The organism is Bacillus sp. 03113, from assembly GCF_006546985.1.
Taxonomy (GTDB): Bacteria; Bacillota; Bacilli; order Bacillales; family Cytobacillaceae; genus VATK01.
In genome coordinates this window covers 62,442-75,651 of sequence record NZ_VATK01000012.1, presented here as the reverse complement: position 1 = coordinate 75,651, position 13,210 = coordinate 62,442, and the positions used below count along the sequence as shown (strand labels likewise).

The following is a 13,210-nucleotide window of genomic DNA, read 5'->3' as shown; positions in this document are numbered from 1 at the left end:
TTTATTAGAAAAGGGCGACTAAAACATAGTTTCTAGTCGCCCTTTTTAAGATCCTCAGTCATATGGATCAAGATATCATTATATATTTGTTTAGTATTAATTAGACCATTAGCCTCTGCTTTTTCAAGTGGGACAGTTTTGTAAACCCCATCAGCTGTTTTAGCAACATAGGTAGGAAAGAACGCTGGATTCGAAAGACTTATAGAAGCAATGCCATCTTTTGTTGTTTTCTTGACTTCAACCGTTGCTATCCCACCGATATCTTTGTAATCATCTTTTTGACCGGATAAAAAATTCCCTAAAGAATAGACAACGAGCCCTTTTCGTCCATCCACAGTTGTTATCCATTCCATAGGCTGCAATACATGGGGATGAGATCCAAAGATGATATCTACCCCTTCGTTCACGAGAAATTGGGCTAATTCCTTTTGCTCATCATTAGGAAATCTTTGATACTCAACTCCCCAATGCAAACTCATAACAACTATATCTGCTCTGCTTTTAGCCAGTTTAATTTCATTACTCATTTTATTTTTATCAATTAAATGGATTAAATAATCTTTATCTTTTGGGACAGGAATCCCGTTTGTACCATATGTATAGGCAAGATAGGCAATCTTTATTCCATTCTGGTTGAGTATTCTTATTTGCTTTTCATCCGCACTGCTTTCAAAAGTACCTACATGTTCTAACCCAATTTTATTTAAATATTGTATGGATGTAAGAAGTCCTTTTTCTCCTTTATCCAATGCGTGATTATTGGCTGTAGAACAAATATCAACACCGGCATCTTTTAATGCATCCCCAACTTCCTGAGGACTATTGAACATCGGATAGCTTGACAAACCAAGCTCTTCTCCACCTAAAATAGTTTCTTGATTCGCCAAAAGAATATCAGGCTTTAGAAGATATGGCTTTACTTCATTAAATAAGGGTTTGAAATCAAAACCATTCGAAGTTTTTACCATATTGTAGACTCTATCATGAATTAATATGTCTCCTATTGCACCTAATGTTACTTTTACCTCAAGTGTTTTTGAGGTAATACTGGATTGCCTAGTTGAAAGAGGAGTAGCTTCAATACTCTTCTCTTTATTTTGAAAATCACTATTTTTTTCAAAAGTTAGTATAGCAGAAAAAAATAATACACAGAAAAGGGATACATTAAGAAAAAGGTGTTTTTTCTTTTTCATATTAATCTCCTATATGTAAAATGCTAAATGTAACCATAGAAAACTTTTCTTCCCTACTATAACCATACAACTTTTTTCATTTTGTAGTCAAACAAAGAGTCATATGACTTCTGGAAACAAATTTACATATTTATATGTTCACCCTAACTTATTATTATATTTTTGATAATGCATCACATTATCAAATTTCTTAAACAATAAGTATTAACATCCTATTCGGGTCATAATAGATGTTAGAGGAGGTGTACTCCCTTACTAATGTAAGGATTCGTCTATGTTATTCATTCAATTAATTCTCATTTTATGTCTAATTGCCTTAACAGCTTTTTTTGTTGCATCTGAATTTGCCATTGTGAAAATAAGACCTTCAAGAATTGACCAGCTACTAGAGGAGGGGAACTTAAAGGCTCGTTCGGCTAAAAAAGTAATATCTAATTTAGATGGCTATTTGTCCGCATGTCAGCTTGGAATCACGATAACAGCTCTTGGTCTAGGATGGCTTGGCGAACCCACCGTTGAAAGATTGCTCATGCCTATTTTTGAACATTACGATCTTCAGCCTCCTTTAAGCCATATTTTATCTTTTGCCATTGCTTTTTCCGTGATTACCTTTCTTCATGTTGTCATTGGAGAATTAGCACCAAAAACATTTGCGATTCAAAAAGCGGAATATATTACCTTACAATTTTCACCTGCTCTTATTTGGTTTTATAAAATCCTTTATCCCATCATTTGGGCTTTAAACCATTCTGCAAGAGTGGTCGCAGGTTTTTTCGGATTAAAGCCTGCGAAGGAACATGAAATTGCTCACTCAGAGGAAGAGCTTCGAATTATCTTATCAGAAAGCCTTAAAATGGGGGAAATTAACCAGTCAGAATACAAATATGTAAATAGAATATTCGAATTTGATAACCGAATTGCCAAGGAAATTATGGTGCCAAGAACGGAAATTGCTACATTGCAGGAGGGAGCTTGTTTAAAAGAAATATTAGAAATCATTAAAGAGGAAAAATATACACGATATCCAGTGACCATTGACGGAGACAAGGATCATATAGTAGGAATAGTAAATATAAAGGAAATTTTAATTGATAGTCTGTACAAAAAACAGAAGGAAGAAGAAAAACCCATTCTAAAATATACGAAAGATGTCATAAGAGTGATTGAGACGATCCCTATACAAGAGCTGCTTTTAAAAATGCAAAAAGAACGTTCCCATATGGCGATTCTTATTGATGAATATGGTGGAACAGCAGGAATTGTAACGGTTGAAGATATTCTTGAGGAAATTGTTGGTGAGATTAGAGACGAATTTGATATAGATGAGCTTCCACTTATTCAAAAGCTAAACGAGAATCATTATATTTTTGATGCGAAGCTGCTCATTTCAGAAGTCAATGATTTACTTGGGACTTCATTAAGCGAAGAAGAAGTAGATACGATTGGCGGATGGATCTTAACGCAAAAGTTTGATCTTCAAAAGGGAGATAAAATTGAAGCTGAAGGATTTCATTTTATTATAAAAGAAATTGAAGGTCACCATATCTCTTTTATTGAAGTACAAAAAGAAAAAATCCAATAATGACTGGAATCCTCAGGAGATGTATACCTTGAGGATTCCTGTTAAGCTTTTAGTTCCCTTTTTATTATGTTCATTTTCTATTCATATTTCTTGTATTTTAAACATATAAAGTGAATAATCATCTCCCTACAGGAAAATCTAAACTAGAACGTTTGACTGTACAGTTCAGTTTAAAGTATAATAGTTTTAATTTTAATTAAAGATGAGGTGGTATGATGGGGCAGTCTATCGCATTGGTGAACTAGCAAACCTGGCAAATGTCTCAAAACGAACCATTGATTATTATACAAGTCTTGGTTTAATAAAGGCAAATCGCTCAGAAGCAAACTATAGAATCTATTCGGAAGATACTCTTGATGACTTAAGGGTGATTGAGGATTACAAAAGAATGCATCTTCCTCTTGAAGAAATTAAGAGAAAACTAGAATGGAAAAGTATTAATCCTGTTGAGAAGGAAGTAATGGATGCTCAAATTGAATCCATTACTCAGCTAATGAAACAACTGCACCATGAACTTGACGTACTCTCTCCGTTCTTAAACCGATTAGGTGAAGATCATCAGCTTGAGCTTTCAAAAAAACTTTCATGTGAAGGCTCTATATTAATACAATTATTAGAAAGACTTAACAACTAAATAATTTTTTTATTATCAGGAGGTGACTCCTTACTCGTAATTTGCGAGATAAGGAAACTTATTGGACATATTTAACTTGGTTATTATTGCCATTTTGATTGCTTTAACAGCTTTTTTTGTAACTTCTGAATTTGCTATTGTAAAAGTAAGAAGCTCAAAAATTGATCAATTAATTGAGGAAGGTAATCGAAATGCTTTAGCTGCCAAAAAAGTCATCAGTAATTTAGATGAATATTTATCTGCATGTCAATTAGGCATAACGATTACAGCACTAGGCATAGGGGTGGTTGGAGAGTCTACGATTGAACATCTATTAAGACCGATGTTCCTATCGTTGAACATTCCAGCTTCAGTTACAACCATATTGTCTTTTACCTTAGCATTCGCACTTATTACTTTTCTACATGTTGTCGTTGGGGAACTTGCTCCAAAGACTTTAGCGATTCAGAAGGCTGAAACCATCAGTCTATTAACAGCTCGTCCTTTAATCTTATTTTATCGGATTATGTACCCTTTCATTTGGGTTCTAAATGGAGCTGCACGTTTAACTACTGGTTTATTTGGATTAAAGCCTGTTTCTGAGCATGAATTAGCCCATTCAGAGGAAGAATTACGTATTATTTTATCTGAAAGCTATAAAAGTGGTGAGATTAACCAATCTGAGTTTAAGTATGTAAATAAAATATTTGAATTTGATAATCGAATTGCGAAAGAAATCATGGTTCCAAGAACAGAAATTGCATCAATGTCTATTGATACAAGCTTGGAAAACTTCTTAAAGATCGTGCATGAAGAAAAATTCACTCGTTATCCCATTATTGATGGTGATAAAGACCATATTATCGGGATGGTAAACATTAAAGAAATCATGACGGATTTAATTAAAGCAAATGAATTATCCTCGAAAACATTGGTCACCTACATCCGTCCTATTATTCGAGTCATTGATACAATCCCTATTCATGATCTTCTCGTTAAAATGCAAAAAGAAAGAATTCACATGGCCATTTTAATGGATGAGTATGGCGGGACATCTGGCTTAGTCACAGTAGAAGATATTATCGAGGAAATTGTCGGGGAAATTAGAGATGAGCTTGATATGGATGAGATCCCAATGGTTCGAAAAGTTAACGATCAACATTATATTATAGATGCAAAGGTATTAATTAGTGAAGTAAACGAATTACTTAACATTGAAATTGATGATGAAGACATAGATACAATTGGTGGATGGATTTTAACAGAAAATTATGATGTGGTTCAAGGAGATATCATTACATTAGAACCTTATTCATTCAAAATTCTAGACATGGAAGATCATCATATTAAATACATTGAAGTTACAAAGATTAAAGAAAAAAAGCAAAGCGTACTGCATCTCCCAGTGCCTGAGTCTCAATTGTTATCTTAATAAGAAAAGCGGAAGCGCCTTGATCATCGACGTACAAACTGGAGGGGCTTCGACTGAGATAAAGGAAACACGATGAGTGTTAGCGAATCGATGTTGACTTATCGTAGGGAGAAGACCTGAAGTTTGATAGTCGATAGGCGTTGGAGCTAGACAGTAATCTAACTTCAGATATAAATTCTAATATTTTATAAGAAAAGCGGAAGCGCCTTGACATCAGTCTTCTTCACTTTTAAAAAGACAAGGGGATAATCCTTGTCTTTTAATCATTTCTATTTCTCCGGTTCTTCTAAATTAGGTTCTTTTATGATCAATTCCAACATTGATTTTATTTCGATTAATCCTTTGATCTTTTCATCAATTTCTTTTACTTTTGTTAGAGCAAACTTAAAACGTTCATCTCTAGACAGGATTTCATCTTTTTTCACAATAGTTAAAAGCTTTTTTATATCTTTTAGAGAAAAACCTAATACCTGCGCGCGTTTGATAAATTTTACTTCCTGAATAACATGCAACGGAAACATCCTATATCTAGACTCAGTTCGCTGGGGATGGGGAATAAGTCCCTTTCTTTCGTAATATCTAATGGTTTCAATATTAACGTTAGAAGCCTTTGCCACTTGGCTTATGGTTAATTTATTCATCCTATTTCCCCCTAACACCAATTCAAATGTCTTATCAAGAAAGCATATTTATTTGCGACAGTACCATCGATGAGGATAGTATGTAAGTTAGATCTATTGGAGGTACAGTTTAATATGCGTTCTAAACATTCTACAATTAATAAAATCTTGTATGAATACTCTTTCTATACTTGTCATCTATCACCAAAATATTAATCTTTTAACAACTGCAAATTCTACAGCAATTTATCATAAATTTTTCTAATAAAAGACTAGCTAATTATTCATTTTTTTCATAATAAATTCAATTTTAACGATCGTTAAGAGCATTTTTTTACAGATTAGTTCTAAAATATATGGCTTTAAATAAAAATTACCAGTTCAGTCCAGCAGTTTTATCTACTTTACTTTTATTTTCATAAGATATTTGACCATTAAGTACTTTTTTAGCACGAGCGACATCAAGCATTTTTTCCCAGCGCGCAATGATAAATGTTGCCACAACGTAACCAATAACATTAACAGTTGTACGATAATTTCCCATAAAACGATCAGGAGCGAGCATTAATGCTACTGCAGCTACAGGAATTGAACCAGTTGCTGCGGCTGTTGCTGCTAATGCTACGAATGCAGAACCTGGAATACCAGCCATTCCTTTAGATGTTAACAGTAGAATACCTAACATCAAAAGTTGATCAGCTAAACTTAAATCAATGCCCGTTGCCTGTGCAAGAAAAACTAGTGCAAGGGATAAATAAATAGATGCTCCATCTAAGTTAAAAGAATATCCAGTCGGTACAACTAAACCTACAACAGCTCGATTACAACCAGCTTTTTCTAACTTGTCCATTAATTGAGGCATTACAGCCTCAGTAGAACCAGTTGCGAATGTAAGCATAATTTCTTCTCGAATATAAAGGATCATTTTCCAGAGACTAAGTCCAAGAATTACGCGTGTGATTATTCCTAAAATACTTACGAAAGCAAGACAAGCAATGGTCATAGCTACAAATAATTTACCGAATGAAATAAGCGTGTTAATTCCATATTGACTAACTGCGAACGCCATAGCTCCAAAAGTAGCTAAAGCTGTAAGCTTCATAATATAACCCATGATTTTAAACATTACTTCGTTCACTTGTTCTAATAGGTTAAGAATGTTTTCTGATGTACGCCCCCCTACATGTACAAGGGCAAATCCGAACAAACAAGAAACAAGTAATACTTGAAGCATTGTGTTGCTGACAAAAGCTCCAACAGCACTTTCTGGAATAATATTCAGAATGAATTCAGCTTCGCTAGGAAGTTGTGACCCATTCGTTTTTGCCTCAACATCAGCCATTTTTAATGTAGCTGGATCTATATTCATTCCTTTACCAGGATCAGTTAAATTCGCTACGACTAATCCAATGATCAATGCAATGGTAGTAATGATTTCAAAATAAAGAATCGTTTTTCCACCTATTCTACCAACCGTTTTTATGTTACCTACCTTCGCAATCCCGACAACAACCACACCAAAAACAAGAGGAGAAATAATCATTTTGATTAATTTGATGAATCCATCACCAAGTGGCTTTAATGCATTACCAATTGTTGGCCAGAGGTATCCGATTAATATCCCCGCAACAATCGAGATCATTATTTGAAAGAAAAGTCCCTTATAAAATGGTTTTTTCACCTTTATAGCTTCTTGTTTCATAATCAATTCTTCCTCTCTGATTTTATTTAAGGTTTTAATCTCTATCTATTTATCCGCGACACCAAACAACTAATGAAATATCATTTTTGCTTTGGTAATTTTTATTTTTCATAGCTCAACCCCTTCCACCCAGTTATGATATATTTACTAACAAAAGATGTATGAGCCTTTAACATCTTTATATGTATAATAAGGAAATCAAAAATGAAAGTCATTGTCTCTACTAACTAAAAACATAGGGTAAAATTGGATATTATATATAAAAAATTAAGAAGATTTCAAATAAATAAAAAACTAAGCAAGACATGTAAAAGATATACGGAGTAAATATTCCTACTTTTTAATTTTCTCTATAAAAAACACATCTTTTTAGTTAGGAATAAACAAAAAGATGTTCTTGTATTTTTTCGTGTATTTATTGATTCAGAGTAATTATTTTTTATTGTAGCTAAAAAGGCTGACTCATTTTTTGAGTCAACCTCATTAGAAATTGAATATAGCCATTCTATTGAGCTTCTTTTGCTTCAAGAACCATACATCTATAATTCATTGTTAAACTAAGAAGTTTTAGCCAACTTATTTTTACCGTTATTTTGACCATCAAGTGCTTTTTTTGCTTGATCGATGTCAAGCATACGCTCCCAGCGAGCAATGATAAAAGTTGCAACAGCGTAACCGATTACGTTAACTGTTGTACGATAATTTCCCATAAAACGATCAGGAGCGAGCATTAATGCTACTGCAGCTACAGGAATTGAACCAGTTGCTGCTGCTGTTGCTGCTAATGCTACGAATGCTGAACCTGGAATACCAGCCATTCCTTTAGATGTTAACAGAAGAATACCTAACATCAAAAGTTGATCAGCTAAACTTAAATCAATGCCCGTTGCCTGTGCAAGAAAGACTAATGCAAGCGATAAATAAATGGATGCTCCATCTAAGTTAAAAGAATATCCAGTCGGTACAACTAAACCTACAACAGCTCGGTTGCAGCCAGCTTTTTCAAACTTGTCCATTAATTGTGGCATAACAGCCTCAGTAGAACCTGTTGCGAAAGTAAGCATAATTTCTTCCCGAATATAAAGAATGATTTTCCAGAGACTAATGCCCAGAAATACTCGTGTAATGATAGCTAAAATAATAATGAAGGCAAGACATGCGATCGTCATTGCAAAGAATAATTTACCGAACGAAATAAGCGTGTTAATTCCATACTGACTAACTGCAAAAGCCATTGCTCCAAACGTAGCTAAAGCTGTAAGCTTCATAATATAACCCATGATTTTAAACATTACTTCGTTCACTTGCTCTAGAAGGTTAAGAATGTTTTCGGATGTACGTCCCCCTACATGCACAAGGGCAAATCCAAACAAACAAGAAACAAGTAATACTTGTAGCATCGTGTTATTGACAAAAGCCCCAACAGCACTTTCTGGAATAATATTCAGGATGAATTCAGCTTCGCTAGGAAGTTGTGACCCATTCGTTTTTGCCTCAACATCAGCCATTTTTAATGTAGCTGGATCTATATTCATTCCTTTACCAGGATCGGTTAAATTTGCTACAACCAAACCAATGATCAATGCAATGGTAGTAATGATTTCAAAATAAAGCAGTGTTTTTCCACCTATTCTGCCTACCGTTTTAATATTACCAACCTTCGCAATCCCAACAACAACAACACCAAAAACAAGAGGAGAAATAATCATTTTGATCAATTTGATGAATCCATCACCAAGTGGCTTTAATGCAATACCAATTGTAGGCCACAGGTATCCGATTAATATCCCCGCTACAATCGAGACTATAATTTGAAAGAAAAGCCCCTTATAAAATGGCTTTTTCACCTTTAAAGCTTCTTGTTTCATATATGTTTCTCCTTCTCCTATATATTTTTTTATTCTATATAAAAAATCTCAACAAAAAGATGTTAATTTCCACTCCAGCATCATTCTATCAAAATAGAAGTCTTTCATACTCTGGTACTTTTTACATACCTTACACCTTCCTTTAGTTATGAGATGTTTCTTAACAAAGCATGTATGATTTTGTAACAGCATAATAAGAATAATAATGAATTTAAAAATGCTTGTCATTATCTCATCTAACCAAAAAAAAATGATGAAATTAGATAAAGTATATAAAAAATGCGAAAATTACAAATAGAAATAGAAGACAGAGAGAATACCTGCCTGCTAAATCATGGGTTATATTGAAAGGTTGTTTTCTAAAAGTTTGTTGTTTTTGAAATAAGATGAGAACCACTTTAGTAGTACTGAGCTGCCTGGATACACGTAGACTCCTGCGGGGAAAGTGAGCAATGTGAGACCCCACAGCGAGGTACGAGCGAGGAGGCTCACAGGTCACCCGCGGAAAGCGAAGTGTATTCAGGCTGCGGGCTAAATAACAACAATCTATACGAAAAGAGCCTATTGAAAAAGCTCAAAACTGAGGGTTTGTGGAATCGTAACAGCTGGTTATGTTAGCATAATAGTCTATGTACTTTTTTTAACCAACAAAAAATGACAGACATCTTTTAAAAAGACATCCGTCATTTCTTAGTATGAGTTTATCTATTCTATTCACTTTCTACCGCAGTTTCGTCGAATTTATAACCTACTCCCCAAACAGTATGAATGAATGGCATTGAGGATGTCCCAATTTTATGTCTTAAACGTTTGATATGGACATCAACTGTACGTTCATCTCCATAAAATTGATATCCCCATACTCGATCTAACAGCTGCTCTCTTGTGAATACCTGACGTGGATTTTTTACTAAATAATAAAGTAAATCAAATTCTTTCGGTGTTAAATTCGCCATCAAATGCCCTTTAAAAAACACTTCTCTTGTATCTTTACTTATTTTAAAATACTCACTTGTTAGAAAATGTGTTTCTTCAATATGCTCAGTCTCTTGTTGATATCTTCTTGTAACGGCCTTTATTCTTGCCATTAATGTTAGAGGGCTAAAAGGCTTTGTGACATAATCATCCGCCCCCATTTCAAGCCCTAAAACCTGATCTGATTCACTATCTTTTGCTGTTAGCATAATAATGGGTGTAGTACTTATCTCTCTTATTTTTCTGCAAAGAGTCACACCATCCATTCCAGGCAGCATCCAATCAACAATAATTAAATTCCATTTTTCTTTTTTAAATATCTCAAATCCCTCTTGCCCATTATGAACAAATGTACCAATATACTTCTCTTTTAGAAAAAACATCTCTAACATTGAACAAACACTTTCGTTATCTTCAACTACAAGTATTTTCATATTATTTTACCCCGCAAAACAAAGTTTATATAAGCCCGTTTTGTACATTAATATATTTACTTTTGATGTTAGCGATTTTTCAATCGTTTGTAAAATATTTTTAGCTAGTTTAAAATTAATTCAGTAGATGTTCAATAAATTGGAAATTGTACACGTAAGGAGAAAAAGATGATCAGAACTCTTGCGATCGATCAGGAATACCAGATCATAAGAAATATTCCTATTAAGGAACTTAAGGCTGGAGATTATAAGTGGTATTGGATTGATTTTAATCAGCCAACAAAAGAAGAAACATTAAAGCTGAGAGAGCCTCTGCGTTTTCATCCCTTAGCCATTGAAGATTGCATTCACAATTTGCAAAGGCCAAAATTAGATTATTATGAGGATCATTCCTTTTTTGTCACACATAGCTTAAATCCACAAACTTTGAAAAGAGAAGAACTTAATTTATTCGTTGGTGAACATTATATTGTTACTTTCCATCACTTAAAATGTATAGAAGTAGATGAAGTATGGAACAAACTTATTGAGTCAAATGATTTGGAGAAATGGGATCAGCACTTGGTATTTTATCAAATATTAGATCAACTTGTTGATAATTACTTCCCCATTGTTTATCAGCTTGAGGATACCTTAAATGATATTGACGATAATTCCATGAATAAATCCACCGAGAAATTGTTAGTAGAACTGTTTGATGCCAGGCATAATCTTTTATATTTAAGACATACAGTAACTCCTATGAGAGATTTAGTATATCGAATGCTTAGCTCTCGAAGATTAGTGAGTATTCAAAATAAAATTGAATATTTTTCTGATATTTATGATCACTTACTAAAGCTTTCAGAAATGATAGAAGCGAACCGTGAAATTACAGCAGATATTCGCGATAGCTATCTATCTTATAACGCACATCAAGCAAACCGGATTATGAAAATCCTTACTGTTTTTACATCCATTTTCATGCCCTTAACCTTCCTAGCAGGTATTTATGGAATGAATTTCGAATACATGCCTGAGCTCACTTGGAAATACGGCTATTTATTCGCGCTTCTTTTTATGTCTTGTCTTGGTATCGGTATGTACATATGGTTTAGAAACAAAGGCTGGTTTAAATAAGAAAAGCGGAGGCGCCTTGAACAGCCCTGAAGAAAAATGTTCATTTGACTCAAAAAGTGTTCTTTACTTTTAGAGGCAAAAGGTTATTTTTCACAAGGGCTAGGCGCTGGAGCTAGACAATAACAAAAGCGGCCGATTAAAGGCGCCACATCCTGTGGCAACATCGGCACTAGTACGTCCTGTACGTCGGAGGCGCCTTGAACAGCCCTGAAGAAAAATGTTCATTTGACTCAAAAAGTGTTCTTTACTTTTAGAGGCAAAAGGTTATTTTTCACAAGGGCTAGGCGCTGGAGCTAGACAATAGGAAAAGCGGCCGATTAAGAACGCCACGGCCTTATGTCTTCACCGGCACTAGTACGTCCTGTACGTCGAAGGTGCTATAAAAAGATAAAATAAATATTCCCCATTAAATCCGTGGGGAATATTTTTTTTTATCAAATATATCATTAATTCTTTTCATATTGATTTCTATATAAAGTTTGTAAGCACTATTTCAGTATATATTCATGCATTATGGTAAAATTAAATTATTCACATGATCTTAACATCTCTTACCTCTTCTCTCTCCTAAACCTTTATTAGCAGGTAACTATCCATCCGTTTAAGAATCATATATTATTATTTTAACTATGGAGGAAAATGAATGAATCAAGTTCCAAAAGAAATGATATTAACAGCACAGCAACAACAGCAAAAGCATAGGAGAATAACGGCGGCAAAGCTTATTAAACAAGTTTTATTCATTATTCTTGGCTCTATTTTAATGGGCGTTGGGCTTGAAGAATTTCTTGTTCCTAACAAAGTATTAGATGGAGGGATCGTTGGAATTTCCATTATTCTTTCCCATTTAACTGGCATGAGTCTTGGTATTTTTATCTTCTTATTAAACATTCCATTCCTTTATATCGGCTATAAACAAATTGGAAAAACGTTTGCGCTATCTACTCTATTAGGAATTACTGTTTTATCTGTTACTACTTCCCTTTTACATAATGTTCCTGTCATAACAGATGATCTGCTTTTAGCTACAGTTTTTGGAGGGATCACTCTTGGAGTAGGTGTTGGGATTGTCATTCGTTATGGTGGATCATTAGATGGAACAGAAATCATGTCTATTCTTCTTAACAAAAGAATGCCTTTCTCGGTTGGAGAAATCATCATGTTTTTTAATATTTTTATTTTCGGAACGGCAGGTTTTGTATTTGGTTTTGACCGTGCGATGTATTCTCTAATGGCTTATTTTATTGCCTATAAGACGATTGACATTGTTATAACTGGCCTTAATGAGTCAAAGTCTGCATGGATTATTAGCGAAAAGCATGAAATCATCGGAGATGCAATACTTGCAAGGCTTGGGAGAGGTGTAACCTATTTAAAAGGAGAGGGAGCGTATACAGGGGATGATAAAAAAGTTATATTCTGTGTCATTACGCGCCTTGAGGAAGCAAAATTAAAATCCATTGTTGAAGAATTAGACGGTTCAGCCTTTTTAGCTGTAGCTAACATATCAGAAGTTCGCGGAGGAAGATTCAAAAAAATGAGCATTCATTAGAAATGCGGAGGCGCCTTGTTCATCGACGTACAAACTGGAGGGACTTCGACTGAGATAAGGCGAACCTTCCATCAGGGTGTTTTTTCCCTGATGGTTAGCCTGAGCCGATCAGGTTTTTAT

At 34.3% G+C, this 13,210-nt stretch carries 10 protein-coding genes; 5 read left to right on the top strand and 5 right to left on the bottom strand.

From position 1 onward, the window contains the following. Positions 1-32: 32 nt before the first annotated feature. Positions 33-1,193, bottom strand: coding sequence for a CapA family protein (locus FDO66_RS13010; protein WP_141433089.1), 1,161 nt, complete (start codon positions 1,191-1,193; stop codon positions 33-35). Between the two features lie 274 nt (positions 1,194-1,467). Here FDO66_RS13010 and FDO66_RS13005 point away from each other — a divergent pair, with 274 nt between their 5' ends. From FDO66_RS13005 to FDO66_RS12995, 3 genes are all read left to right on the top strand, one after another. Further along, positions 1,468-2,775 carry a hemolysin family protein gene (locus FDO66_RS13005; RefSeq protein WP_141433088.1) on the top strand — a complete coding sequence of 436 codons (1,308 nt, stop codon included), beginning with the start codon at positions 1,468-1,470 and terminating at the stop codon, positions 2,773-2,775. 202 nt (positions 2,776-2,977) lie between these two features. Further along, a complete protein-coding gene (locus FDO66_RS13000; RefSeq protein WP_141433087.1) occupies positions 2,978-3,409 on the top strand; it encodes a MerR family transcriptional regulator in 432 nt (143 codons plus the stop codon). A gap of 61 nt (positions 3,410-3,470) precedes the next feature. After that, complete coding sequence (locus FDO66_RS12995) at positions 3,471-4,820, top strand: hemolysin family protein (protein ID WP_141433086.1); 1,350 nt, start codon at positions 3,471-3,473, stop codon at positions 4,818-4,820. A 269-nt stretch (positions 4,821-5,089) separates the two neighbouring features. On the opposite strand, the gene FDO66_RS12990 is transcribed toward FDO66_RS12995, so the two are convergent. The 4 genes from FDO66_RS12990 to FDO66_RS12975 all read right to left on the bottom strand — a co-directional run bounded on the left by FDO66_RS12990 (position 5,090) and on the right by FDO66_RS12975 (position 10,419). After that, positions 5,090-5,461, bottom strand: coding sequence for a MerR family transcriptional regulator (locus tag FDO66_RS12990; protein WP_141433085.1), 372 nt, complete (start codon positions 5,459-5,461; stop codon positions 5,090-5,092). Between the two features lie 352 nt (positions 5,462-5,813). Next, positions 5,814-7,142, bottom strand: coding sequence for a C4-dicarboxylate transporter DctA (dctA, locus tag FDO66_RS12985; RefSeq protein WP_141433084.1), 1,329 nt, complete (start codon positions 7,140-7,142; stop codon positions 5,814-5,816). Between the two features lie 557 nt (positions 7,143-7,699). After that, entirely contained in the window at positions 7,700-9,010 is a 1,311-nt protein-coding gene (gene dctA / locus FDO66_RS12980) for a C4-dicarboxylate transporter DctA (protein ID WP_141433083.1), read from the bottom strand. A 710-nt stretch (positions 9,011-9,720) separates the two neighbouring features. Continuing rightward, on the bottom strand, positions 9,721-10,419 hold the full coding sequence (locus FDO66_RS12975) for a response regulator transcription factor (protein WP_141433082.1): 699 nt from the start codon (positions 10,417-10,419) through the stop codon (positions 9,721-9,723). 168 nt (positions 10,420-10,587) lie between these two features. Here FDO66_RS12975 and corA point away from each other — a divergent pair, with 168 nt between their 5' ends. Together corA and FDO66_RS12965 are read left to right on the top strand one after the other, a co-directional pair. Continuing rightward, a complete protein-coding gene (corA, locus tag FDO66_RS12970) occupies positions 10,588-11,538 on the top strand; it encodes a magnesium/cobalt transporter CorA (RefSeq protein WP_141433081.1) in 951 nt (316 codons plus the stop codon). Positions 11,539-12,202: 664 nt separating this feature from the next. After that, a complete protein-coding gene (locus tag FDO66_RS12965) occupies positions 12,203-13,090 on the top strand; it encodes a YitT family protein (RefSeq protein WP_141433175.1) in 888 nt (295 codons plus the stop codon). The last annotated feature ends 120 nt before the right edge of the window (positions 13,091-13,210 follow it).